19 protein-coding genes and 1 riboswitch are annotated in these 24,330 nt (G+C 56.8%); of the genes, 8 read left to right on the top strand and 11 right to left on the bottom strand.

Going from position 1 to position 24,330, the window contains the following annotated elements:
• Positions 1-238 precede the first annotated feature (238 nt).
• Genes atzF through G477_RS0105270 form a run of 4 tightly spaced genes read right to left on the bottom strand, consistent with a single transcriptional unit; the run spans position 239 to position 6,945 of the window.
• Positions 239-1,960: an allophanate hydrolase gene (atzF, locus tag G477_RS0105285; protein WP_026697062.1), complete on the bottom strand. Its 1,722-nt coding sequence runs from the start codon at positions 1,958-1,960 to the stop codon at positions 239-241.
• Positions 1,957-5,565: an urea carboxylase gene (uca, locus tag G477_RS0105280; protein WP_026697061.1), complete on the bottom strand. Its 3,609-nt coding sequence runs from the start codon at positions 5,563-5,565 to the stop codon at positions 1,957-1,959. Before uca ends, atzF begins: the two co-directional genes overlap by 4 nt.
• Positions 5,566-5,593: 28 nt before the next feature.
• Positions 5,594-6,229, bottom strand: a complete 636-nt coding sequence (locus G477_RS0105275; protein ID WP_026697060.1) for an urea amidolyase associated protein UAAP2 — start codon at positions 6,227-6,229, stop codon at positions 5,594-5,596.
• Entirely contained in the window at positions 6,226-6,945 is a 720-nt protein-coding gene (locus G477_RS0105270; protein WP_026697059.1) for an urea amidolyase associated protein UAAP1, read from the bottom strand. Before G477_RS0105270 ends, G477_RS0105275 begins: the two co-directional genes overlap by 4 nt.
• 52 nt (positions 6,946-6,997) lie before the next feature.
• Positions 6,998-7,112, bottom strand: a riboswitch (guanidine-I (ykkC/yxkD leader).
• Positions 7,113-7,704: 592 nt separating this feature from the next.
• Between G477_RS0105270 and G477_RS0105260 the strand changes: the two genes are divergently transcribed.
• Complete coding sequence (locus G477_RS0105260) at positions 7,705-9,063, top strand: APC family permease (RefSeq protein ID WP_026697058.1); 1,359 nt, start codon at positions 7,705-7,707, stop codon at positions 9,061-9,063.
• 684 nt (positions 9,064-9,747) lie between these two features.
• Here the strand turns inward: G477_RS0105260 and G477_RS18760 are convergent.
• On the bottom strand, positions 9,748-11,427 hold the full coding sequence (locus G477_RS18760) for a flotillin family protein (RefSeq protein WP_084406139.1): 1,680 nt from the start codon (positions 11,425-11,427) through the stop codon (positions 9,748-9,750).
• Between the two features lie 90 nt (positions 11,428-11,517).
• A complete protein-coding gene (locus tag G477_RS0105245; RefSeq protein ID WP_026697057.1) occupies positions 11,518-12,015 on the bottom strand; it encodes a GNAT family N-acetyltransferase in 498 nt (165 codons plus the stop codon).
• Positions 12,016-12,234: 219 nt separating this feature from the next.
• Between G477_RS0105245 and G477_RS0105240 the strand changes: the two genes are divergently transcribed.
• Positions 12,235-13,494, top strand: coding sequence for a YncE family protein (locus tag G477_RS0105240; protein WP_026697056.1), 1,260 nt, complete (start codon positions 12,235-12,237; stop codon positions 13,492-13,494).
• Between the two features lie 541 nt (positions 13,495-14,035).
• Here G477_RS0105240 and G477_RS0105230 read toward each other — a convergent pair.
• The gene (locus G477_RS0105230; RefSeq protein WP_026697055.1) at positions 14,036-14,977 is read right to left on the bottom strand and encodes a nucleoside hydrolase; all 942 of its coding nucleotides are present in this window, start codon (positions 14,975-14,977) and stop codon (positions 14,036-14,038) included.
• A gap of 1 nt (position 14,978) precedes the next feature.
• Positions 14,979-15,584 (bottom strand): TetR/AcrR family transcriptional regulator, encoded by a 606-nt coding sequence (locus tag G477_RS0105225; protein WP_026697054.1) that lies wholly within the window; start codon positions 15,582-15,584, stop codon positions 14,979-14,981.
• 140 nt (positions 15,585-15,724) lie between these two features.
• On the opposite strand from G477_RS0105225, the gene G477_RS0105220 reads away from it, so the two are divergent.
• The gene (locus tag G477_RS0105220; RefSeq protein ID WP_026697053.1) at positions 15,725-16,495 is read left to right on the top strand and encodes a glucose 1-dehydrogenase; all 771 of its coding nucleotides are present in this window, start codon (positions 15,725-15,727) and stop codon (positions 16,493-16,495) included.
• A 225-nt stretch (positions 16,496-16,720) separates the two neighbouring features.
• On the opposite strand, the gene G477_RS0105210 is transcribed toward G477_RS0105220, so the two are convergent.
• Positions 16,721-18,328 carry a GGDEF domain-containing phosphodiesterase gene (locus G477_RS0105210; protein WP_026697052.1) on the bottom strand — a complete coding sequence of 536 codons (1,608 nt, stop codon included), beginning with the start codon at positions 18,326-18,328 and terminating at the stop codon, positions 16,721-16,723.
• A 596-nt stretch (positions 18,329-18,924) separates the two neighbouring features.
• A complete protein-coding gene (locus tag G477_RS0105205; RefSeq protein WP_026697051.1) occupies positions 18,925-19,359 on the bottom strand; it encodes a small multi-drug export protein in 435 nt (144 codons plus the stop codon).
• Positions 19,360-19,464: 105 nt separating this feature from the next.
• Here G477_RS0105205 and G477_RS0105200 point away from each other — a divergent pair, with 105 nt between their 5' ends.
• Both G477_RS0105200 and G477_RS0105195 read left to right on the top strand, forming a co-directional pair.
• Complete coding sequence (locus tag G477_RS0105200; protein ID WP_026697050.1) at positions 19,465-20,058, top strand: TetR/AcrR family transcriptional regulator; 594 nt, start codon at positions 19,465-19,467, stop codon at positions 20,056-20,058.
• Between the two features lie 90 nt (positions 20,059-20,148).
• On the top strand, positions 20,149-20,331 hold the full coding sequence (locus G477_RS0105195; protein ID WP_026697049.1) for a hypothetical protein: 183 nt from the start codon (positions 20,149-20,151) through the stop codon (positions 20,329-20,331).
• A gap of 183 nt (positions 20,332-20,514) precedes the next feature.
• Here the strand turns inward: G477_RS0105195 and G477_RS21125 are convergent, their stop codons facing one another.
• Positions 20,515-20,685 (bottom strand): hypothetical protein, encoded by a 171-nt coding sequence (locus G477_RS21125; protein ID WP_156897287.1) that lies wholly within the window; start codon positions 20,683-20,685, stop codon positions 20,515-20,517.
• Positions 20,686-21,066: 381 nt separating this feature from the next.
• Here G477_RS21125 and G477_RS0105185 point away from each other — a divergent pair, with 381 nt between their 5' ends.
• From G477_RS0105185 to G477_RS0105170, 3 genes are all read left to right on the top strand, one after another.
• Complete coding sequence (locus tag G477_RS0105185) at positions 21,067-21,615, top strand: RNA polymerase sigma factor (RefSeq protein WP_026697048.1); 549 nt, start codon at positions 21,067-21,069, stop codon at positions 21,613-21,615.
• Positions 21,612-22,991: a DUF4179 domain-containing protein gene (locus tag G477_RS0105180; protein ID WP_026697047.1), complete on the top strand. Its 1,380-nt coding sequence runs from the start codon at positions 21,612-21,614 to the stop codon at positions 22,989-22,991. The genes G477_RS0105185 and G477_RS0105180 overlap by 4 nt, the downstream gene beginning before the upstream one ends.
• Before the next feature lie 808 nt (positions 22,992-23,799).
• Positions 23,800-24,303 carry a MarR family winged helix-turn-helix transcriptional regulator gene (locus G477_RS0105170; protein WP_051287697.1) on the top strand — a complete coding sequence of 168 codons (504 nt, stop codon included), beginning with the start codon at positions 23,800-23,802 and terminating at the stop codon, positions 24,301-24,303.
• Positions 24,304-24,330: the final 27 nt, after the last annotated feature.

Here is a 24,330-nt window from a genome sequence, read left to right as displayed (position 1 = left end):
GTCGGCATGCGCGTGTTTCATGTTGGCGGCGGACCGGCCGCTCGCCGATCCGATGGCTTCCCGCAAGTCCGGACAATTCACCGGAATTGTGACCAAGCTCCCGCGATATTCGGACATTTCACTGCCATTGTGACCAAGCCGCCCCTATATTCAGCCATTTCCTCAAACAGCGGTGCCCCCCTCCCTCCTAGACAAACGAACAAGCTGCGGCAGAAACCGCAGCTTGTTCGTTTGTCTTCTATTCTGTTTGCTGTTTCAGGACGTCGTGCCAGGAACCGAGAGCCGTGACGTCTTCTCCGGCTTCGGCGGCGCTTGCTTCGCAGAGAAAGCCGGGAGCCGTCGTCCCGTCGGCAAGTTCGATGGTGCCGATGCCGAGCGGGGCCGGGATCTGGGCCATGAGTTCCCCGAAGCGGCTTTTCGGCAGCTGCCACCGCTCTGCGTGGATGCTCCCGCCTCCGGTCGTGCTGCGAACGAGACCGGGCTTCGCCGGTTCGGTCGGCAGCTTGTACAGGTGATAGGCCGGAGCGGTCTGCACTTCTTCCTGAAACGTGCCGCCGAGTTCCTCGAGCTGCGGTGCCAGCGGATAGCCGCGCATGTGCAGCCCGCAGACGATCAGGTCCATCTTCTCGAGCTCCGCCTGCTCCCACCGGCGTCCGATATCGAAGAGCAGCCCCTCTTCCTCTGCGGTCGCAAAGAACGTCACGCCGAACGGCAGGTCTTTGTCCGCATCTCCAGCGGGCAGGGCCAGGGCGCTCAAATCGAGCAGGTTGCAGTGATTGGTGTAGGCACCCATCTTGGAATTCGTTCCGACGGGATCCTCGCGCACGTCTTCGCGGCTCCATGTGCCGCCGGTCGTCGGCATCATGAGCACCGCTCCCTGCAGCTCGTTTTTCGTTTTTTTCTTCTGCCGCGCGACGCGGTGCTGCGCTTGAAAAAGCGCGGCGGCGCTGTGCCGGCTGCCTTCTCCTGTCCGGAGGACCTGCTCTGTCACCTCATGCACAGCGCCGGGATTCGCTTCGGTGAACTCCCCGAGCGCGGCCCAGCGTTCCGCGACGAACGGACCGCTGTACAGCTCTTCGGCTACGGCCTGCATCTCCGAGGTGTCCAGCATCTGTACGTCGATCCCGAAGGACGACAACGCCTGCACCGCGCGATCCCACGCCTGCTGGTAGGCAGCCGCATACGGCCCGAAAAACGCTGGTGTTTCCTCCGGAATATAAATACAAGACGGTGCCGCTGGAACCGGTGGATCAAGCGGGCGGCTCCAGGCGTGGGCGGGATCGTGCTGCCGGGCGAGGCTGTCGAGCTGGTGGACGTCTTCGATCGTGTGGGTGAAGACGGTCACGCAGTCGAGGCTCTCGCAGGCGGGAACAACGCCGCGGGTGGACCAGGCGCCGAGGGACGATTTCCACCCGTAGAGGCCGTTGAGGGCGGCGGGCACCCGGCCGGAGCCCGCGGTATCGGTGCCGAGGGCGAACGGGACGTACCCGAGCGCCACGGCGACAGCAGAACCGGAGCTGGAGCCGCCGCTGATCAGCTCCGGCCGATGAGCGTTATGCGTCTCGCCGTACGGGCTTCGCGTGCCGACGAGTCCGGTGGCAAACTGATCGAGGTTCGTTTTGCCGACCGGGATCGCTCCAGCTTCGACGAGGCGGGCGACGACGGGCGCATGCTCCTCGGGGGTATAGGAATACGCTGGGGCGCCGGCGGTCGTCGGCATGCCGGCGACGTCGATGTTGTCTTTCACCGCGAAGGGGATCCCCCACAGGGGTGTCTCTTCCGGATCGCACGTGTGCAGCCGGTCGAGGTACGGCTGCATCGCTGCGAGCGTCGGTGGATGGATCCATACCTGCTCTTTGTCGAGGGCGGCTTCGGCCGCGAGCTCTCCAAGGACGGATTCCGGTGTCATTTTCTGCTGGGCGTACGCACGTCGCAACGTGTCGATGGTGTATTCCTTCATTTAACGGGAACCTCCTCGGTCTGGACAGCGCCGATCAGCTGGCCGGGCTGGACTTCGTCTCCTGGTTCTACCTCCACCTGCACGAGGCGGCCGGAAATCGGCGCATAGACAGGGAATTCCATTTTCATGCTTTCCTGAATCGCGACGACGTCCCCTTCTTCTACAAGGTCGCCGGCAGCGGCTTCCACCTTCCAGATGCTTCCCGGCATCGATGTTCGGACAGCTTCGGCGCCATCAGGAATGGTATTTTCCGGTTTTTCTTCCGTATCGGGCTGTTCCGATACATATTCAGCAATCCCCTGTTCCTTCCAGCGCATCCGTTCTTCCTGGAAGGCGTTGCTGCGGTGCTGTTTGAACGTCTGAATGCCTTCTTCATGTTCTTCGACGAAAGCGAGGTAGTCCTTCAGCGAGAACGTCGTGTGTTCGATATCGACATCGACTCGTCCGCGTGGGAAATCTTCGCGCAGCTGCAGCAGATCGTCTGCGCTGACCGGGTAAAATTCAATTTGGTCGAAGAAGCGCAGCAGCCATGGCTTCCCGTCGCGGAAACTGTTCGTCTGACGGTACCGGTTCCACATCTGGACGGTACGGCCGACAAACTGATAGCCGCCGGGGCCTTCCATGCCGTAAACGCAGAGGTACGAGCCGCCGATACCGACTGCGTTCTCCGGCGTCCACGTTCGTGCCGGGTTGTACTTCGTCGTAACGAGCCGCTGCCGTGGGTCGTACGGGACAGCCACCGGCGCACCGAGGTACACATCGCCGAGACCCATGACGAGATACTTCGCATCGAAGACGATGGTCTTGACGTCCTCTACGGAGTCGAGCCCGTTGATCCGGCGGATGAATTCCAGGTTATCCGGACACCACGGAGCGTCAGGCCGGACGTTTTTCGCGTAGCGTTCCGTCGCCAGCTGCGTCTGCGGGTCGTCCCAGGATAAAGGAAGGCGCACGATTCTGGATTCGATCTGGATTTCCTCGAGCGGTGGGAGCCCCTGATCGAGGTCTCTCAGCCACGCGGCGGCCTGTTTGACGCTCAGCTGCAGCGGGTCGATGCCGACCTGCAGGGAGCGGATGCCGGGCGTCAGCTCAATGACTGCGGGAGAAGCTTCGTTCTCGACCGCCTGCATGAGGGCATGCGCCTGGAAACGCAGCTTCAAATCGAGCTCCATGCCGCCGTACTCGACGAGCAGGTAGCGGTCCCCGCTGGCGCGGATGGTCATCGGGAAACGTCGTCCTTCTGTTTCCTCGACGAGCTTCGGATAATCCGGTGTGAGCGGCTCCGGCGTGGCCTGCAGCGTCGGCAGGGATTGATTCGGCACGTCCTTTAAGAAGGCTTCCTGGTCGAGCCGGAGCTGTTCGGCTTCTTCGAGCGTCATGAGCTGGAAGCGGACGTTGTCGCCGGGGGCGAGCTGGCCGAGCTTCCAGAACTCGGCGGAAGCAGTCGTCACCGGGCAGACGAAGCCGCCGAGACTCGGCCCGTCCGGACCAAGCAGGATCGGCATGTCTCCGGTCAAATCCAGCGTCCCGACCGCATAGGCATTATCGTGAATATTGGACGGGTGCAGGCCTGCTTCTCCGCCGTCTTCTCTTGCCCAGAGCGGAGCCGGTCCGATCAGACGGACGCCGGTTCGGGAACTGTTGAAGTGCACTTCGTATTCTGTTTCCTGCAGCTGGGTCAAATATTCCGGCTGCAGAAATTCTTCGGTACAGTGCGGTCCGGGGATCACCCCGATGGTCCACGTCGTCTCTGTCTGCGGCTGGGCACCAGCCGGAAGCGCCGGGGCCGGCGTGGCAGCCGGTGCAGCCAGACTGATGACATCGCCGGTCCGGAGCGCGCGGCCGCTGTGACCGCCGAACTGACCGAGCGTAAAGGTAGCGGCGCTGCCGAGCGTGAGCGGCACATCGAATCCTCCTGCGACAAGCAGGTATGTTCGCATGCCGGTACCGGCTTTCTTCAATTTAAGTGTGCTCCCCGCTTCCGCGGTAAACGGCACGTACGCAGCAACGGCCTCTCCGTCGAGCTCCGCGTTCATATCAGCGCCGGTCAGCACGGCGGTCACCGACGTTCGAAAGCGGTACGAACCTCCCTGCAGGGTCATTTCGATCCCCGGGGTCTCGTCGCTGTTGCCGAGGAGCGCATTGCCGATCCGGAAAGCAAGCGGATCCATGGCACCGCACGGCGGTACGCCGACGCCCCAGTAGCCGGTACGGCCCGGGTAGTCCTGAATCGTCGTCTGAACCCCGCCGTCGATCACTTCGATGGCCGGTTCTTCGTGGCGGATACTCTCCAGCAGCTTCGTGAACACGCCGCCTGCCTGGAAGCGCGCATCGTGCAGGACGTGCTGAATGTAGGCGGTGTTGGTCGTGATGCCGTAGATCTTCGTCTCGGCTAGAGCGCGATCCAGCTGCTGCAGGGCGTCTGCCCGCGTGTTCCCTTTTACGATCACCTTGGCCAGCATCGGATCGTAGAGCGTCGTCACTTCCACGCCATCCGTGAGCCACGTTTCATTTCGTGCCCGATCCGAGAATTGGACCCGGTCCACGAGACCCGCGCTCGGGCGGAAATCGTGGAAGCAGTCTTCGGCATAGATCCGGGCCTGGATGCTGTGGCCTGACGCTTCCGGCCGGCGCTGCTTCAGGTTCTGCAGTACGCCCGCCGCTTCTTCCACCATCCACTCGACCAGGTCGATGCCGAAGATTTCTTCGGTGACGCCGTGTTCGACCTGGAGCCGGGTGTTCATCTCCAGGAAGAAAAACTGCTGGCGGTCATCGTCATACAGAAATTCGACGGTGCCGGCAGAGCGGTAGCCGGCGGTGCGGGCGAGCGTCTCCGCACTCTCCAGCATGTCGGCGCGGACCTGTTCGGACAGCCCGGGGGCCGGGGTTTCTTCGATGACTTTCTGGTTGCGGCGCTGGGTGGAGCAGTCTCGCTCCATTAATGAAATGGTCTCGTCGCTCGTACCGAATATCTGGACCTCGATGTGACGCGCACGTTCAATGTAGGCTTCGAGAAACATGCCGCCGTCGGAAAAGTTGCTCTCGGCCAGGTGCAGCACGCTGTCATACGCATCGAGCAGTTCCTGTTCGCTGTAGCAGATGCGCATGCCGATGCCGCCACCGCCGGCGGTGCTTTTGAGCATGAGCGGGTAGCCGACGTCCTGTGCGAGCTGGACGGCTTCCTCTTTGCTGTTGAGCAGGTCAGTTCCTTCTAATAGAGGCACGTCCGCTTTCTGGGCAAGGTCACGGGCGGAGTGCTTCAGCCCGAACAAGGTCATATGCTCCGGATCCGGTCCGATGAAAACGAGGCCTTCTTTCCGGCATCGTTCGGCGAAGCCCGCATGTTCACTGAGAAAGCCGTAGCCTGGATGGATGGCTTCTGCACCGGTATCTTTGGCCGCCTGGATGATCTGCTTCTGGTCGAGATACGTCTCCTGCGCAGTACCTTCGCCGAGAAACACGGCTTCGTCGGCACCGCTGACGTGCAGACTGTCCTCGTCTGCTTTCGCGTAAACAGCAACAGAGGCAATCTGCATCTTCTTCAGCGTCTTTTCGATCCGGCACGCTATCGCACCGCGGTTAGCAATGAGTACTTTCTGAAACATAGTCGAGCTCCTCCCGAAGATTGGTTTTTTAGGCGTCCCAGACGAGCAGTCTGAGTACGGTTGGATTGTAGCCGCTGCATGGGTTGTTCAGCTGCGGGCAGTTGCTGATGAGCACGGTGACTTCTTCTTTCGCTTGCATTTCCACGTATTTCCCCGGCCCGCTTAACCCGTCGGCAAAGGCAAGGCCGCCTTCCGGACTGACAGGAACGTTCATGAAAAAGTTGATGTTCGGCGCGAGGTCTCGTTTCGTGTAATGACCGCGCTGGCTCAGCTGATACATGAACGTGTCGCGGCAGTTGTGCATATCGAGCCGGTCGTGGTCGTAGCGGACGGTATTGCTCTGCGCGGAGCAGGCTCCGCCAAGGGTATCGTGACGTCCGACCGTGTCATCGACAATCTCGAGCAGGCTGCGGCCGGCTTCGGATTTGAGGACACTCCCAGTCGTCAAATAGACATTTTCCTGGGCGGCGATCGTCTGCACGGCGCTGTAGCGGTCTTCCGGCGTATTGGTTGGATAGAAAAGCGTATCCGCTGCCTGATTTCCTTCCACATCCACAATGCGGAAATACTGGCCGGGCTTCAGGTCGTACATCCAGCCTTCACCGGCGGGCAGGTCATATTGATAAACGGCGGTTTCTTCTGTTCGAATGGTCGCTGTATTCATGATAGAACCTCCTTGGTTGTGCGCTTGAGCTCGTGGTAATCGGCCGTATTTTCGCGGGCTCGTTTGTTTTCGCCGAGCGGATCGGGCCGGTCGATCTCTGGTGCGTCCACGGCAGTGAGGGTCACCGGCTGGGACGGGTACGTGTCCGCTGGATCGAACGGATGCGGGGTGTTCGAGAGCACGAGGATGACGTCCATGTCTGTCACGAACGTGATCTCGTCCCCGGCGCTGCTGTTGTCCGGGATGAACTGCATCGTCCCGTCTTCCTGGACCTGTACTTTGGAAAAGAAGTTGATGTTCGGTACGAGGTCCCTCGCGGTCAGGCCGTGACGGAACAGTTCCATCTGCAGGTTCTCTTCGCCGCAGCGGAGCCAGTCATTCAAATGCTCCTGATAAGACGTCGTGCCGTACCGCTTCTCGGTCGCAGCCCGCGTAGAGTAGCCTCCGATCGGATCGTGCCAGCCGACCGTGTCTTTCGTGATAAGGGCCATCGTGCGCCCGTTGTCACTCATCAGCTGGTGTCCTTCCGTCAAGTGCGACGTGTGCTGGGCCTTCAGTGTGTCCGGCATGTTGTACCGTTCGGCGTAAGGATGATCCGCTGCGTACAGCAGGGCGCTGACGTTCGCGCCGTCTCCCTCCGCCCGCAGCGTGACCTGCTTGCCTGCGGCGATTTTCTCTGACCATTTTGCTCCAGGACTCAACGTATGTTGATACATCGGTTATCCTCTCCTTTTAAAAAATAAAAAAGCCCGGGAGATCAGCAATGTGACCTCCCGGGCTTTTGTCCCTCCGTGTATACAGATGAGCATCTGTACGCTTTCTCTCGGACCTGCCCCGCTGAAACGTCGACGCGTGCAGCGGCGGAACCCTAGAAAGCTGATTTGATCTTCCCTCGTTGTGTGTCGGCATCTGTATGTGAAAGAAGACCAGTATGCGATTGGCTATGGGTCGTATTCTAACGGGCGGCGCCGGGCATATCTACAACCTTGTCAGAAAATGCGACAAACTTTCTGATAATTCTGTTTCAGGGATCTGCCGGTATCGAAGAGGGGCGGGCGGTCTGCTGCACGTCCGCTTTTTCCGTCGGAATGACGGTTCCCCTCTGTTCCGGCACGAGACGACGGACACATTATTTCGCGGCTGTGGTTGCAGCCGCGAATGAAAAGCTTGTACGGCAGGACGTTCTTCTTTGTATGAAGAAAGCAGGCTGCTCAGAGTCCGGAGGAGGAAACGGAGGCATCCATGCTCATCTGCTCATTCTCCTATTTTGTCCCATCTTTATTTTTAAAAAGTGCGAAGTGGATGGAGCGTGCTTCTGGTGCTGGCTGAGCCTGCTTTTAGCTGCCATAATTGTCAAAAAACTTTGTTAGATTTCGTGACGAGGTTGTTGATTCTCTTCGCAGAACTGCTCAACAATGGGCATCGTAGCACCAAGCAGAAAATTCTGATTTTACATTTCGAGGAGGAGACAAACAGTGACATCGACGAATGAAACTGGTTTGAAACGAACATTGACGCTCTGGCAGGTAGTATTTCTGGGGATGGCCTGGAATACGCCGATGATTTATTTTTCCGTGTACGGCGTAGCGGTGGAAGGTGCCAGCGGTTACTTGACGCCGGCCTATACGCTGGCGGTACTGGCGGTACTGCTGACGGGTGCCAGCTACGCAGTGATGGCGAAGAAGATTCCGATTTCGGGGTCGGCCTATACGTTTGCGAAGAAGGCGATCCACCCGAACGTCGGCTTTCTTGTCGGCTGGGTCCTGTTGTTGAACTATTTGTTCGCGCCAATCATTGCGGCGATCACGTTCGGTATCTTCCTTGGGGCGCAGTTCCCGGCGGTTCCAACGTTCGCCTGGGTGGCCCTGCTCGTCGGGGCACTGGCGTTCATTGCGATCATGGGCATCCGTTCTTCTGCTAATGTCAGCCGGGTGATTGTGCTGTCCCAGCTTGTTTTCCTTGTGGCGTTCATGACGATCCTGGTTGTGCAGATCACGCAGGGAACCGGTGCTGGAACGCTGCTGTCGACGACACCGTTCCTCAGTCCGGAACTGACGATTCCGATGGCGTTTGCTGGTGCATCCGTCGTGGTGTTCTCTTTCCTCGGCTTTGATACCATGACGACGCTGTCGGAGGAAACGATTGATTCGAAAAAAACCATTCCACGTGCCATCTTTATCATGATCGGCATTGTCGGTACGACGCACGTCGGTATTTCGTATTTCGGCCACCTGGCATATCCGGCGTTCACCTTCGCCAATCCGGATTCCGCTGCGATGGAACTGATGATGGTGGTCGGTGGTTCGGCACTGTCGGCTGTGTTTATCACCGTGCTGATTGCAGCGATTTTCGCGCAGGGACTCGCTTCTGTAACGGCTGCGTCCCGCCTGCTGTTTGTGATGGGCCGGGATGAGATCCTGCCGAAGCAGATTTTTGCAAAGCTGCATCCAACGAGAAAAACGCCGGTCAATAACATTATTATTATTTCTGTATTGTCTTTCGGTGCCTTGTTCATTCCGTTGGATACCGCGATGCTGTTCGTGAACTTCGGTGCTTTGACGACGTTCTTGTTTGTGAATCTATCGGTGATCAACCTGTACTTGAAGGAAAAAACGTCGTACAATTCGTCCTTCGCCTATCAGTTTGCAAATCTGTATACGCCGTTGTGCGGGGCCGGATTCATGATGCTGCTGATTTTCATGATTGATCCTTCGGCCATTATGGTGGGACTCGCCTGGACCTTTGCAGGCGTCGTGTACCTGCTGTATATGACGAACATGTTCTCCAAGCCGCTGCCGCAGATCAGCAGAAAGAAAACGGCACGCGTGAATTAAAAGGTATACCACTATTGTGTTTTGCAGCAGGAGAGCTTCCCATCGTGGAAGCTCTCCTTCGTTTGCGTAAAGGAAGCCGCAGCTGCTCTTGGGGGGAGACGGCGGTTGCCGCAAGTCCGGACAATTCACTGGAATTGTGACCGAGCTCTCTCCATGTTCGACCATTTCATCTGCATTGTGACCAAGCCGCCGCTATATTCGGCCATTTCCTTGATTCACCTCCTGCGGCGCCTCCGGCTTGCTTTTCGTCTGGCGCCTGCCGGACCTGCAAGCAAGCGCAGCGCGCAGATACTCGATGATGGGGTTCAGCAGCTGCCCGCGGGGGCGGCGGCGGTTGCCGCAAGTCCGGACAATTCACTGGAATTGTGACCGAGCTGCCTCCATGTTCGACCATTTCATCTGCATTGTGACCGAGCCGCCGCTATATTCGGCCATTTCACTAAAACAACCGATATCCTGAGGCGTCACTCTCGAAGAGAAAGCATCCATTCCTATCCATGAACAAAAGCGCAAAGCGCCTTTTGGTCGGAACGGCGTGCGGAAGCGCTGCAAGCTTTTCAAGGGAAGAACAGGTTCTACGTTCTTCCCGCGCAGCGTACGATGCCGCCGTCCCCTTGTATGAAAACTTATACATCCCTATCCATCAAAAAGAACCGCCCCACAAATAGGTGGGGCGGCTTCGCTCTATTCTTTCTCGTTCTCTTCCTTTTCTTTCTCTTCTTCCCCGCCGGCAGGCGTCTGCGCCTCTGCTTCCGGCTTGTCTTCCACGGCGACCGCAGTCGGCGTGGAAGCAGCTGGTCCCGAAGCCGTCTCTGGCTCGTCTTCGGTGGAGGAGCTTCCCTGCATCTGCTGGAAGGACTCGAACTTGCTCTTGAGTTCTTCTGCATTTTTTCCGGCAAAATCTTTGACGAGACCGGCGATGTCGAGGCCGGTTGCTTCTTTGACCGGCTCCTGCATGCCCATCAGGTTGCGGGCCACACTGCTGCCCATCGTGTTCATACCCTCGCCGCTGCCGCTGTCGATGACTTTGACAGAGTCGATATTGGAGAGTGGCTTCGCAAACTCGGCTGCCACCTGCGGCAGAATCTCGATGAGCTTCTCGCGGATGATGGCTTCGCCGTTTTCGGCCATCGCCTCAGCGAGCAGTCGACGTGCTTCGGCTTCGGCTTCACCCTTTTCGCGGATGATCTGCGCTTCGGCCTGACCTTCCCGGACTTTGATGTCAGCGGAGGCATTACCCTGCTCCCGCGTGACTTCCGCTTCGGCGCGCCCTTCTTCGATGCGTACCTGCGCGCGTGCTTCCTGCTCAATGCGGGACGCTTTCGCCTTCGCCTCGGCCGAAATCTCGTCCGATTTCGCCTTCGCTTCTGCTTTGCGCGTGGTTTCATGGTAATCTGCATCGAGCTTCGTACGGCGCACTTTGTTCTCTTCTTCTTCAAGTCGAACGGAGCGCTCGCGCTCCATGAACTGTGTATTGAGCTCTTCGTCTTTTACTTTCCGGTCGAGCACCGCTTTTTCCAGGTCATACGCCTGCTCGGATTTCGCACGTGCCCGCTCGGTATCTTCTTTAATCGACGCGGCACGGATGTCTTTTTCTTTCCGTGCTTCGGCTGTCGAAATCTCACTCTCGTACTCGCTCTTCTTCGCTTCTTCTTCCGTTTTCGCCTGGTTGATCCGCGTTTCACGAGTGCTCTCCGCCTCGGCGACTTCGGCTTCTTTTCGTACTTTGGCGATCTGCGGGCGGCCGAGGTTCTCAAGGTAGCCGTTCTCCTCATCCGCATCACGCAGGTCCGTCAGTGCCAGCGCCGTGATGTTGAAACCCATCCGGTCCAGCTGCGTCTGCGCCACCTCCGTCACCTGCTCGGCAAATCCTTCGCGATCGGCGTTGATCTGCTCGACGGACATCTTACTCAAAATCGCGCGCAGGTTCCCGTTCAGTACTTCCGAAATCTCGGTTTCGATCTCTTCCTGGTCCTTCCCGAGAAACTGCTCGGCGTAGTTGGCGATCCCCTTCAGATCATCCGCCACCTTCACCATGACCACCGCGTCCGCAATGATCGGTACGCCGCCTTCGGTATACACGCGAGGCGTCGTCAGCTTCTGCTGGAAGGAAGTCAAGTTGACCGGCGTCGCCGTCTGGAAACGCTTGAGCAGCACCCCGCCGCCACGGACAATCTTCATCGAACGACCTTCTTCATCACTGAAGATGTTCGACTCCTTCGTTTCATCGCCCAGATTCGGGCCGGTAATAATCAGCGCTTCGTTCGAACGTGCTGTACGGTAGCGGATTTTCATGAAAATATAGTACCCCACCACAACAAACAGCAGTACGACCAGCGCTATCGCTGCATAAATAAATCCCATCTTCTGTCACAGCCTTCCCTTATGTAATATCATGCCATCTTCTTCTACGGGCGTCCCTCCGGTCAAGTTCCCATTTCTTATAGGAAAATGTTATGCGGCAGGATCCGGCGTCCACATCATCTCCACCGAGATGAGCGGATACCCGTCAATCGGATCATCGAATTCCCGTAGGAAACGGAACCCCTTTGCTTCATAGAAACGGCGTCCGCTCCTGTTGTCTTTTTCCACATCCACGAACAGTTCCTGAAGCCCCTTCAGTTCGGCTTTGCCCGCCTCCAGCAGCGCGGAGCCGACACCTCGGCCTTGATGGTCCGGGTGAATGTAAAGGGCGCCGAGGCCGGCTTTCCCTTCCTGGTTCACGAAAGAGAAATTGGCGAAACCAATGACAGTGCCACCTTCCTCGGCCACGAGAAACAAGCTTTTTTCTCTCCGGCGTGCCAGCATGCTGTCACTGTAACCCTCGTTCAGAAACGAGATCCTTGCTGCTTCCGGAATCAAGCCGTCGTAAGTGTCATGCCACGTGACCGCCGCTACTTCCTGCACCGCGGCAGTGTCCTCTTGCTGCATCAGGCGGATTTGATAAGGCACCGCGCTCCCTCCCCGCTTTTCAAATGCTGGAAATACGAATATGCCTACTGTAGCACAGGCTCTAGCAGAATGAAATATGCCGGGAGTGAACCGTCTGCCGAATTTTCGGTTTTTTCTGTCGAAAAGACTTGAATATCGAACGAGACCCTGCTAATCTTTATATAACATATTAAATTAATCAGGATTATCAACATTGATGATCACGAGGAGGATTTTTACATGAAGAAATGGACCGCAGGCACGCTCGGCGGGCTTCTCCTGTTTGGGGCAGCACTTCCGGCAGCAGCAGAAGAGGAACGGGATGCATCCTACGAAGTCTGGCTCGCCGACCAAGGGACGGACAACATCCATATTTATAACGAACAGCACGAGGAAATCGACACGATTGATTTTGACGACATCGGCGCAGACCCGCACATGCTGCTTTTCGACGATCAGCATGAATATGCCTACGCGGCAAACATGGGCAGCGGCACCGTCTCGATCATCCACGGCGAGAGCCGCGAGGTCATCGGCACGATTGAAACGGATGAGGGCGCACACGCGGCCGTGCCGAATCCGAACAATGAAACGGTGCTCGTCGCCAACACGCCGGGAGAAAGCCTCTCCCAAATTTCTCTGGATCACGAAAACGGCGACTATGATGTCGTGCAGGAGCTGGATTTGACGGAAGTGGAATCTCTTCAGAATGAAGATGAATTCCCGGACCACCGGCCGATCTGCCTTGATTTTAACGCTGACGGATCGAAAGCATACGTCACCATCGGCGGCGGCGGCCTCGTTGTTGTCGACACCGACGAGCTCGAGGTGATCGAGCAGTTCGACCAAAACGACGTCCACCCGCACGGCTGTGGCACACTGCTGTCCCCGGACGGATCAGAAATGTATGCGAACTCCGGCTCGAACGATGACGGCTATTTCTACACGTTCGACACAGAAACAGATGAAATGACACATAAAGCGGACGCGGGCGGGCTCGACACCCACGGCAAATACTTCACGACAGACGGCCAGTACCTCTACACCGTCCACCGTGCCTCCGACAGCCTGACGGTCATTGATACCGAAACGAAAGACATCGTCGCCGAGCAGGACTACATCGGCGAAGCGCCGGACCTCGCCGTGACGTCTCCGGATAACAAATACTTTTACGTGAGTATGCGCGGACCGGATCCGGCGACCGGCACCCACGACATGGCCGGGAACACGCCGGGCATCTCCATCATTGATGTGGAAACACTGGAAGTCGCGGACACGATCGACTTCAGCGGCATCGACGGTACGGATCCGCACGGCATCGACATCCGCGTGCTGGATGCCGGCAGCCAGACGTACGACGACTATCAGTTTGAAGCCGCAGGCGAAGAACTGCCGGATACGGCAGCCGGCCTGCCGCTCTCCATCTGGATCGGCCTGGCAGCAGCCGGCCTTGGCGGAGCCCTCTTGATCGGCCGCCCGAAAAAAGCGTATTCCGCCTGATAAGGCAAACATCGTATTCCCCGACATGGCGTCGGAAGGACTCTTCCTTCCGGCGCCATGTTTTTCGTTTGTCGAGAATCGATCAGCAGGCTTCCGGCAAGCGGGCAGTCATGGCAGCTGGCCGGGAAATGTGCAGCAGACCGCGAAGCGCCGCTTTGGTCCGCTGAATGTCCACTCCCGTCCACTGAGTGACCGAGCTCCCCTCCTGAGTGACCGCCCAGCGCCGGTACGTCCGTTTTTCTCGTCTGAAAGACCGCTCCGTCCCTCCTTCCGTCCGCTCCCGGCGTCGGTACGACCGAAGAGTCTACCTGAATGACCGCCCGGCGCCAAAACGAAGAAAATTCCGGGCTCTCCTCTCCCCGCTGCTGAGGTCCTCACTCTTTTTTCCGGAAACCCCTTTCCCACCTTGCTCAATTATTCACAATAAACACGCTGCCTCTCCACTCCAAACACCGCCCGACTTTCAACGGCGGGCGGTGGGGAGAAAGCGGGCGGCGTTCATTTGAATTCCCCGCTCGGATGGATGATGTTCAAGCCTTTCTTACGCTTTGCCTCGCAGCGTCTCGATAAAATGGGCTAAAAACCGGTCCGCTTCCACCCCGAGACAGACACGGACATTCGGGGCTTCTTTCCAAAGGCCGCGGAAGTCGCAGATCGTCTGACCGTAGCTGAGCGGACTGACGGTCTCCACGGTGACATAGTGACGCTCGGTCTGAAGCAGCGTCGGATCGAGCACATAACCGACCGTCAGCGGATCATGCAGCGCGCAGCCGTCCGTACCGAAAAGATCCCGGCTGAACTCGCGGAACACGCCGGTGCTTTCGCGGACGAAGTTGTAATACGCCGTTCCTTCCAGCTGCTCGATGTGTTCCATCGTCAAGTAAGTCTGCAGCGTCACGTCCAGGCTGACGAGGGTGATGTCAGCCCCGGAGTGGAAGACGATCAAGGCGGCTTCGGCATCTGCATAAATGTTGAATTCGGCGTTCGGCAGCTTGTTGCCGCGGCCGGCTTCCGAGACGAGACCGCCCATGATGACGACTTCTTTCAGCCACTCCGCCACACGAGGTTCCCGGCGCAGGGCGAGGGCGAAGTTGGTGAGCGGTCCGACCAGGATGAGCGTCAGCTCCCCGCGGTGGCGCGATGCCTGTTCTATGATAAAATCCGGAGCAAAGCGGTCGTCATACGGCCACACCCCTTCCGCCTGAACGTCCGGGATGGCGCCGCCGATCCCATCTGCCCCGTGCACCTTGTACTCATGCTCTGCTTCCCGCAGCAGCGGCCGCTGGGCACCGGGGACGACGGGAATGTCGGTGCGGCCCATATGAGTGAGCACGCGCTTCGTGTTGGAGACGACCATCTCCAGCGGCACGTTGCCACAGACGGTCGTAATCCCTTGAACATCCAGCTCTCCGCTCTCCAGTCCGTACAGGATGGCAAGTGCGTCATCCACCCCTGTATCCACATCCAACATGACTTTCTTCATCCTACCCTCTCCTCTTCGACTCTGGTTCTGCCTTTTCAATGACGAACCCTTTGGCAAACGAGCGCAGAATCCGGATCAGCTCAAGGGTCATCGTATCGGAGTCCTTGTCGAATCCGTCGTTAATCCAGTCATACACGAGACCAGCTGTACCGTGGGCAATGTAGCGCCGGTACATCGCTGTGTTCAAGTCGGCATGATGGTGCGGGGCGAGGATGAACATCTGCTCCAGCACCTCTGCGATCGCTTCCGGCAGGTCGTGCTGGATGCCCGGCAGCGTATCGGACACGGTGTAGAGCTCGAACCAGCGCCTCTTTTCGTAAATGAAATGCATCAGCTCAAACGACCCCGCATGCATTTCCCCTGACTCGATCGCTGCGCCGAGCGTATAGCGGTTGACGGTCGTCTCCTGAACCTGGGTGCGGATGTCGTTTCGCAGTTCATCTGCAATCTCCTGACGGCTGTGATAGTACTGATAAAAGGTCGCCCGGTGGTAGCCGGCCTCTTCTACGATCTTGTTCACCGTCACACGGCTCCAGCCGCGGTCGTGCACCGCCTCGATCAGTGCCTCTTTTAAATGCCGTTTCGTCCTCTCGGTTTGATTCGTCATACGCGCGCCTCCTTATCGACAGATTGTCCGGAAGTGTCGATTTCCTCGACAAGCATGTAAGCCGTTTCATCGTTCTGGACTGCGTTCCTCTATATACTGAAAGTAGTACCATCATTATACTTCAAAAGGAGGAGTTCTGCATGGCACGTTTACAGGACAAAGTGATTCTCATTACCGGAGGGGCATCCGGACTCGGGCATGCAGCTGCTCAGAAAGCGGCTGCAGAAGGGGCGAAACTGTTTCTCGTCGACATGAACAAAGAGAAGCTGGAGGAAGTGCGTCAGGAGCTCACAAATACCGACGTGGAGACCGTCGTCGCCAACGTCACAAATGAAAAGGAAGTCAAAGCGTTTGTAGCAGATGCGGTAGAGCGGTTCGGACAGATTGACGGCTTCTTCAACAACGCCGGCATCGAAGGAAAACAAAATTTAACCGAAGACTACAGCAGCGAAGAATTCGCCAAAGTCGTCGACGTAAACATGAACGGCGTCTTTTTCGGCATGAAATACGTGCTTGCTGAAATGAAAAAACAAGGGTTCGGTTCGATCGTGAACGCGGCCTCCGTCGGCGGTATCCGCGGCGTCGGCAGTCAGTCCGGCTACGCCGCGAGTAAACACGGCGTCATCGGCCTGACCCGCAACTCCGGCGTGGAATACGGAGAGTTCGGTGTTCGCATCAACGCGATTGCACCGGGCGCGATCATGACGGACATGGTCAAAGGCTCCCTGAAGCAGATGGCCGGCGATGACTGGGAAACGTTCGGCGAGGATTTCGTTCAGGCCAACCCGTCCAAACGATTCGGAAAGCCGGAGGAAGTCGGCAGCCTCGTCTGCTACCTGCTTTCAGATGAATCCACGTTTATCAACGCCTCCGTCATCACAATCGACGGCGGTCAGTCGGCAAAATATTGATTCTTTTCAAGTGGAATCATCGTACAGGCCGTCTCCGAAGGTAAGACGGAAACAGCTGGAACATGTCTCGTCGGACCTTTCACGAAGGTGCCTCCCAGCATGGCATCCAACGCCTTCTCCATGATTCCCACTGCAAGCACGAAAGGCTGTCAGACGAGTGTCTGACAGCCTTTCGTTCGTTTCCAACGCCTGATTCCGGCCTTCGTGAGCGGAGATTTCTGCCGCTCAGCTCACGGTCTGCTCCCCTGACCAGGCGTGGTAGAACGCTTCGAATTCCGCAGCCGGCAGCGGCCGGCTGTAGACATAGCCCTGCACCTGATCGCACCCCATGCTGCGAAGCACGTCCAGCTGCGCCTCGTGTTCCACTCCTTCAGCCACGACGGTTTTATCCGTCTGGTGGGCAAAGCGGATGATGTTTTTCGTCATTTCGTAGATTTCTTTCTGCTCCAGGCGGTCGATAAAGTACTTATCAATCTTCAAAATATCGAAGGGGATTTCCCCGATGGTCATGAGCGAGTTGTAACCGGTGCCGAAGTCATCAATCGAGACTTTGAAGCCTTTATGCTGGAATCCTTCCAGCGACTGGAGCAGCTCCTGATTCTTATCCGAGAAAACCCGCTCCGTGATCTCGATTTCCACACTGGAACCGCCGATCCGCTTTTCCGTGAAGATCCACTCCACCCAGTTCGCAAAATGGACATTCGCCAGCTCCTTCGCGGTCATGTTGATGCCGCACTCCACTTCGATTCCCCGCTCCTGCCACTCCATGATCTGCTGCGTGGCTCCGTCGAGGACAAACTTGGTGATGTCATCAATAAATCCCGTCTGTTCGGCTACTTCGATGAACACGTTCGGCGCGACAAACTTTTTGTCCCCGCGGTCCCAGCGGATGAGCACTTCTGCTCCCGTAACCTTGTTCTGCTTCAAATCAATTTTCGGCTGATAGACGAGGAAAAATTCCCGGCGGCGAATGGCTTCCATCAGCCCGCCGGTAATCTCCTGCATCTCCCGGCGCTGTTCGGCCAGATACTCATTGTAGTAGTAGAGCCCCGACTGCTGCGGTCCGCCCTGTTCGTGGGCGATCCGGACTTTGTTGTAGACTTCTTCCGGATGTTCGTCCTTTCCTTCGAATGGATAGATGCCGATTTTCAAGGACACCATGAACTGGAATCCGTCCAGCTGCACCGGATGCTCATACTGCTGCAAAAGCTCTTCCAGCTCCCGCTTGCATGCCGGCTCCGTGACGACAATCAGTTCATCCACCCCGTAGGAGTAGACCGTCCCTTCCCCGAACCGATCCGTCAAGTCACCGATGATCTGTGTCACAACTTTCGTGCGGATCGTCCGGTGCACGTACTTCTCGATGTCGTCGATGTTGTTCAGTTTGATCGATACGAGGTCGAAGGATGTCTTGCTCGCAATGCGCTCCTCCAGGTGTTCAAATAGTTTTTTTGTATTGTACACGCCGGTGAAAGGATTCTTATAGCTCTTGTGCAGCGCGTCCTTTTTTCTGCGGTGCATCAAGGAGAAAATATAGCCGGTGAATCCTCCAATGAACGTGAAAATCCCGAGGCGCAGCACCCAGTTCGCAACCGGCTGCATCACCTCTGCCGATACGCTCAGCGGCATCAGTGGTCCGAAGGCGAGGCCTGCGATCAACCCGGCAGCCACACCGCCGCGGATGTTCCAATAATAAGCCGACAAAATGATCGGTATGTAAGTCAGCTGCAGATACGAAGTATTCGTCCCGTCCGTTTGATACACGAGGTACACCAGCAGGATCACCATCGCAGCGACGACACCCAACCGCTGCACGTGTTGTTCTTTTTCCATGTCCACTCCCCCAACCAAGCATTTAGAACCACAACGTAAGTTGGTTCTCTGTTTCCGGTCTATACCTCCATCCTGCTGAAAATAAACCGGAAACACGCTATTCATAAGGTATTCAGGAATAATCCATGTTGATTTTCCAAACATTCGACAGAAAATAAAGGACTTTTGACTCTAATACAAAAGTTGGTATGTGTGATTTTTGAAGGAAAAATGTCGTGCTTTACGCAAAGTGCTCGAAGCTGCTGATTCCTTCTTATGAATCTTCTTTTGTTTCACGAAACATCGACTTCTACCATTTTCGGATACAGAAGCGGGTCGGTCTGCTGGGATTTTGCGCCGCTTCATTAGGTAAAGGGGGGCGGCTTTCCATCACAGGCGGGTCTCCTCGCGGAATTTTTGAGCCACGCTGCTTTTTTTGAGACAGTTCGCAGCACATTTGAGCTTCTTTCATCTGCAATGCCGCCGCTTCCTGCCACTTTTGAGACAAGCAGCGGACGGATCCGCCCGAGAGAGGAAATAATCTCCTCAAAAAACGAAAAACCGACGCTGCCGTAGTATCAGCAGGCCGGTCATTTCCATATAGAGTTTCTGGCCTGTCAGCTGAAAAGTTCGATCCCGGTCACGGTGAAAAAAGCGATGACGACGCCGCAGAGAAAGATCGAGAGCAGCGACGAAAGAAACAGCCGGGCTTTATCCATGTCGGCTACCTTGCCGACAACCCCGACAGCCCAGGCGCCGATCAGCGGAGTGGCGAGCAGCACATATAAAAAACCGCGGTCTCTCATCCGGCGGCTGAATTTCGAATCGGCCATACGAAGGAGCCAGCGGTGCATCCAGTTGATTTTCGTCATGAGGCTGTAGCAGTAAACGAGGAACGGGATGGTAACAAAATTACCGAAGGTCCCCCATAAAACGGCCGAGACCGGATCGAGCCCCATTCCAATCGCCGCAGGCACTGCCAGGTAAATTTCGAAGATTGGCAGGAACCCGAGCAGCCACGCCGTTGCACTCATCACAATGTAATCCCACATCACCGCACCTCCTCTATGATTTCGTTCTTTTTAAAAACTAACGAACGGTCGGTAGTCTTTTTAGTGTATACTAGAAGGAGCATTGTTGTAAAGAGAGGTGCCTCCATGTCTACCAAAGAGAAGATCGTCCTGGCTGCGGTCGATTTGTTTACGCAGCACGGCTATGAAGCGGCGTCGATGGCCCAGATCGCTTCGGCTGCCGGTATTAAAAAACCTTCCATTTACGCTCATTACGAAAGCAAGCTCGCTATCTTTGAAGATGCGCTGCGTCTCGTGACGGACCACTATGAATCCTTAATCCGCGAGGCGGAGCTGCACGCATCCGGGCGTCCGCCGCTCGACCGGCTGTATGTCATGCTGGAGAATCAGCTGGAAGCCTATTTTTCCGACACGAAGTACCTGCGGTTCCTGCAGTCGTTCATGCTGCTCCCGGCGCCCAGTGTCGCCGAGCTCGTCCAGGATGCTGTCGATCGGGGTAATGTGAAATTGGGAAGGATCGTTTCCCAGGTGGCAGAAGAAGCCCATGCAGACGGGACGCTCGACCCGGAAATCAGCGCGCACGAGCTGGAACTCGCCTACTTCGCTCTGATGGACGGCATCATGAACGCGACCGACCGCCGCTGGGTGGAAAATGCCGAAGCACGACAGGAACTGCTGCAGACAACATGGCGCATTTTCGAAAAAGGGCTGCGGCCGTAAACGTTCACGGTTAACATTGGCAGAATACGGGAATAGCATAAGAAGAAGTATATTTTCATCCGTGCGAATGATAATCGAGGATGTGATAGGATGACCGGTCTGTTCTCTACCGCGTTTTGGGAAATTTCCATCGTCCTGCTGAGTGTCGTTGTCCTGTCGGCTGTCTCTCTTGCTGCCATGGTCGCTTTTTTGAGAGGGATGGGCCTGATTCGGTCGAAAAACCACGCAGCCCCTCCCGACGAGATGAAGCCACCGGAGAAGAAAGAACGGTAATCGCCCGGGATGGCAGCCCGGATCCAATGGCAGGAACCACGCCGGAAGCAGAGACGCTTCCGGCGTGGTTTTGTGTGCGGAGAAGCTGATGTCCTCCTGCCGCTTTCCTGTCACGAGGCTTATTCTACATAGTGAAAAATAGGGCTTCGATCTACAGGTGTGCATTCGTTGATGCTGACGGCTTCACTCCTTCTTGGTTGTCACCTTGTAAATCCCTAAAATGAGCAGAGCAGCGGGGGCTGTCAACGTAGAAAGATACATCGTCCCACCGAAGAGGGCGGGCAGACCAAGGGCCAGCGCCAGTGCAAAAACGGGATACACGAAAATATAGAGAAAGGCGTCTTTACTCATCATCCTTATCGTCTCCTTTCTATTCTATTTTTTTCTTATACCTTCTTACCTTATATAGGACAGACAATAGAAACAGGGCAATCAGCGCCCAATAATACCATTCCACTGCACATCGCTCCTTTATGGCGGTCGGCTTATCCGCGAATCACGGATACCGTTTAACGGAAATGCATCGGCATTCCGATGGATCGATCCAGGATCCTCTTCGTCGTTATTTACACTTTTTGCTATATTCAAACCAAAGCTCTTCCCATCCGTCACGACAGGTCTCCCTGAAACGCGCTCCATGAAGGGAAATGCCGTGCTGCGCGAACTTTTTTATTTTTTTGCAACGATGCTGCCTGCTCATGCATCTAATAGACAGCGAACGAAAGGGGGAAGCACATGCAACCGACAAAAAAACTGGTGCGCGAGCTGCGCCGGGGCCGCTGGGATCGCCTCCTGGACTGGATGGAGACGAAAGAAACGATGCTCTTCCGGCTCGGGGCCAGCCGCCTGAAGCGCACCGAAGACATAGAAGATGCGCTGCATAATGCGATTGTCCAGGCTGTCGAGAAGATCGAGCAGCTGCGGGAGCCGGCCTACTTTGAAACGTGGTTTATCCGGATCTACCTCCATGAATGCACCGCCGTTTATCGGCGGAATACCTCGGTCCCGATGAATGAAGCAGTTCAGTCCCGGGCCGCTGTGCAGGAAGAAGGCTTCGGCCAAGTGGAACTCGCAGATATGCTGGAGCCGCTGGAGCCCGAGGAACGCGACTGGCTGCTGCTGCAATACACCGGCGGCTATACGTACGAAGAGATTGCCGCAGCGTACCAGACGAGTGCTTCCGCCGTAAAATCGAAAGTGCACCGCGCCAGAGCAGCGATCCGGCAGCAGGAAGCACGTGCCTATGACAGTCAGACGAGAGAGAAAGGAGGATCCGGACAATGACGACCAACAATCACCGGAACGAAACGGAGCGACTGCCGGAGCTGGATGCCGCGCTGCATCACGTAGAGGTTCCCTCCGGATGGCGCAGCCGCGTCGAAGCCCGTACGGCCAAATCTCTCCCTCGTCCTCGACGTTTCTGGAAACCGATCAGTCTCGCGGCAGCAGCGATTGCCGGGATTGGTACGGCCGCGGCAGCCGGCGGCTGGCAGCCGATGGACTTGTTCTTCGACGAGTACCAAGACGAGCAGGTCGACCAGCGGGAAGCTCTGCTCGAATCCGAATGGGGTGAACCACTCGCGATCGAATCGGAATCGGAAGAGGTGACAATCACTATCACCGGTGCCGTCGCGGACACAGATGCTACCTGGCTGTATTACGAAATGGAGGGTGCCGGCGAAGCCGATTTGATGCAGCCGGAGCATTTCCACGTCGATGAGGAGACTGTGTTTGAAGAGGAAGTGATCGGCTCGCCTGTTACCGGCAGGTTGACGATCGACGAGACCGAAGACGCGACGTCCGGCAGACTGGAGCTGCCGCCTGTCGGAGCAGCAGAAGCCGAACTGACTCTGACGCTCGATCAGCTCCAGGATGATTTTATAGAACCGGATACCGTCGTGGAAGGAGACTGGTCCTGGACCGTACCAATTACCCGGCATGAACGAAGCATGGAACCCCTGGATCAGGACGTATCCTGGAACGGGCATGATTTCCGCTTTACGGCACTGGAATACGGTCCCACCTCGGTCGAACTTCATTTCGAACAGCGGCTGCAGGACGAGACGCTCGCCGTCGAGTTTGATGCGCTGCGGATCAACGGCCGTGAGCTGGAGTCCCCGCTTTTCGCTGTCCAGGATTTCGTGGAAGAGGATGGCTTTGCGCCTACCTCCGCCGTGTTCGAGCCCGTGGTAGACCTGGATGTCTCCGGAGCGCTGGAGCTGGTGCCGGGGCACTCCATCCTCTGGGAAGACGTCGATACGTTCATCCCATGGGACGACACCTCGGAGACGCTCTCCTGGGAGGTGGAAGGTCACGAGGTCACGGCTTCTCTCTCAAAAGAAGAGAATGGCGCTTCGGTGCGCATCCAGGAAGACCCCGATCCGGATCGGGCCTATGAGATCCTTGAATATGATGTCAGGCTGGAAGGAATGCAGCAGGCAGGAAGCAGCGCCTCCCCGTTTATCGTCGACGCCGATGGCCAGCGGTGGGAAGAGGAGATGTATTGGATGCTCTCCGAATTAGACGATTCCCGCATCCTTTCCTACGAATCGGAGATGCAGTTTGAAGAAGCACCGGAAGGAACATCCGAATCGGGGGTGCAGCTGAACGGCTACCGAAAGCTGGAAACTCACGACGACGTCATACCTGTGCGGGACTAACACTTCAACATAAGAAACGGAGGTGAGCAGATGACGAGTATAGGTGTTTCAGGGATCCTGCTGATTGGGACTGTCGTTCTTGTGATGATCGGCTGTCTGTCGCTCGTTCTCTATCTTGTTCTAAAAAAATGAAAGGCTGCCAAGCAAAAAACGCTTCCGATGATCCAGAACGGGTCCTCGGAAGCGTTTTTGTGTAAATGAAAAAATCCAGGCCTCAGCGATCCGCTCCTCCGGCGGCTGCACCGGCAGCCGTAAACCGGAAGGGTTTGGGTAACAGACGGTTGGATCGTTTGGATTGGAGGGCAAGCGGCTCCATCGCTGGATGACCGCTCGTTCTCTCTGAGTGACCGTTCCTTCGTGCTGAACGTCCGCCGGGCCCTGCTGAATGACCGCCCAGCGCCTGAACGTCCGCTCTTCTCTCCAGAGTGTCCGCCCGCTCCCGCTGAGTGTCCGCCCACGTTCGCCGAACATCCGAGCGGCTCCCGCGAGTGTCCGCTCCGCAGCAGATGCCCAGATCCTCCCCAGATCCACCAACTCCGATCAAAACCTCCGACTCCCTCTTTTTCCGTGGCTGCCGCTGCACCCGGGGACCAGAGGTGCTTGGGGATATAGGCTCTAATTACGTGCACGCAAGGAAGCTTCTGTGCTGTCACAGACGGTTCGGACCCACGGAAGTTCCTGTCCAAGCACAACTCAGTCTCTGTCCGTTGCAGCCCATTGCTTTTTCTCCTCTTGCTTTCTTCGATGAAATACGTTACTATCGTTTCAATGCTAATGATTTTGATAATTTGATGGAGGGGGGATGTCGTTGTATTATGGTCGATCGGATCACCCGGATGTACGCGCGCGCCGGCAGCGCCAGCCTGAGAACCTGAATGCAGAGGCTGCCGCCGTCACGACGAGCCTGTACCGGGCTGCGCAGCAGCTGCGGCTGCAGGCGGAGCGGGAAGTCCTCACCTCGAGAGGATTGTCGTGGACAACCTTTTCCATGCTGTATGACCTATGGATGTTCGGGGCGATGGAGACTTCGGAGCTGGCCGCCTCGGCCGGGGTATCGAAAGCCACGGTGAGCAATGCGATGAAGACACTCGAGAAACATGCATACTGCGTTCGGCGCCGGGATGTCCGGGATCGTCGGCGCACCTTCGTGGAGCTGACGGAAACAGGCACCGAAACGATCGCCTCCGTGCTGCCGGCCTTTCATGAAGTGGAAAAACAATTCGCCTCTCCCTTAACCGGAGAGGAGCAGGAAATACTGGCCGGGCTGCTGACGCGGCTCGGGCAGGATGCGCATGGACGAAGGATGGAGTAGGGGCTGTGTCCCTGTAACAGAGAGCCG

This window comes from Alkalicoccus chagannorensis DSM 18086 (assembly GCF_000429725.1).
Lineage (GTDB): Bacteria > Bacillota > Bacilli > Bacillales > Salisediminibacteriaceae > Alkalicoccus > Alkalicoccus chagannorensis.
This window is presented reverse-complemented; position numbering and strand designations above follow the sequence as displayed.

What these genes read in the sequence shown, in the direction of transcription:
- G477_RS0105210 (WP_026697052.1), bottom strand. Translation starts at nt 18,328, where the DNA reads ATGGAAAAAGAACAACACGTGCAGCGGTTGGGTGTCGTCGCTGCGATG.
- atzF (WP_026697062.1), bottom strand. Translation starts at nt 1,960, where the DNA reads ATGAAGGAATACACCATCGACACGTTGCGACGTGCGTACGCCCAGCAG.
- G477_RS0105185 (WP_026697048.1), top strand. Translation starts at nt 21,067, where the DNA reads ATGCAACCGACAAAAAAACTGGTGCGCGAGCTGCGCCGGGGCCGCTGG.
- G477_RS0105240 (WP_026697056.1), top strand. Translation starts at nt 12,235, where the DNA reads ATGAAGAAATGGACCGCAGGCACGCTCGGCGGGCTTCTCCTGTTTGGG.
- G477_RS0105230 (WP_026697055.1), bottom strand. Translation starts at nt 14,977, where the DNA reads ATGAAGAAAGTCATGTTGGATGTGGATACAGGGGTGGATGACGCACTT.
- uca (WP_026697061.1), bottom strand. Translation starts at nt 5,565, where the DNA reads ATGTTTCAGAAAGTACTCATTGCTAACCGCGGTGCGATAGCGTGCCGG.
- G477_RS18760 (WP_084406139.1), bottom strand. Translation starts at nt 11,427, where the DNA reads ATGGGATTTATTTATGCAGCGATAGCGCTGGTCGTACTGCTGTTTGTT.
- G477_RS0105205 (WP_026697051.1), bottom strand. Translation starts at nt 19,359, where the DNA reads ATGTGGGATTACATTGTGATGAGTGCAACGGCGTGGCTGCTCGGGTTC.
- G477_RS0105270 (WP_026697059.1), bottom strand. Translation starts at nt 6,945, where the DNA reads ATGTATCAACATACGTTGAGTCCTGGAGCAAAATGGTCAGAGAAAATC.
- G477_RS0105195 (WP_026697049.1), top strand. Translation starts at nt 20,149, where the DNA reads ATGACCGGTCTGTTCTCTACCGCGTTTTGGGAAATTTCCATCGTCCTG.
- G477_RS0105180 (WP_026697047.1), top strand. Translation starts at nt 21,612, where the DNA reads ATGACGACCAACAATCACCGGAACGAAACGGAGCGACTGCCGGAGCTG.
- G477_RS21125 (WP_156897287.1), bottom strand. Translation starts at nt 20,685, where the DNA reads ATGATGAGTAAAGACGCCTTTCTCTATATTTTCGTGTATCCCGTTTTT.
- G477_RS0105200 (WP_026697050.1), top strand. Translation starts at nt 19,465, where the DNA reads ATGTCTACCAAAGAGAAGATCGTCCTGGCTGCGGTCGATTTGTTTACG.
- G477_RS0105275 (WP_026697060.1), bottom strand. Translation starts at nt 6,229, where the DNA reads ATGAATACAGCGACCATTCGAACAGAAGAAACCGCCGTTTATCAATAT.
- G477_RS0105225 (WP_026697054.1), bottom strand. Translation starts at nt 15,584, where the DNA reads ATGACGAATCAAACCGAGAGGACGAAACGGCATTTAAAAGAGGCACTG.
- G477_RS0105220 (WP_026697053.1), top strand. Translation starts at nt 15,725, where the DNA reads ATGGCACGTTTACAGGACAAAGTGATTCTCATTACCGGAGGGGCATCC.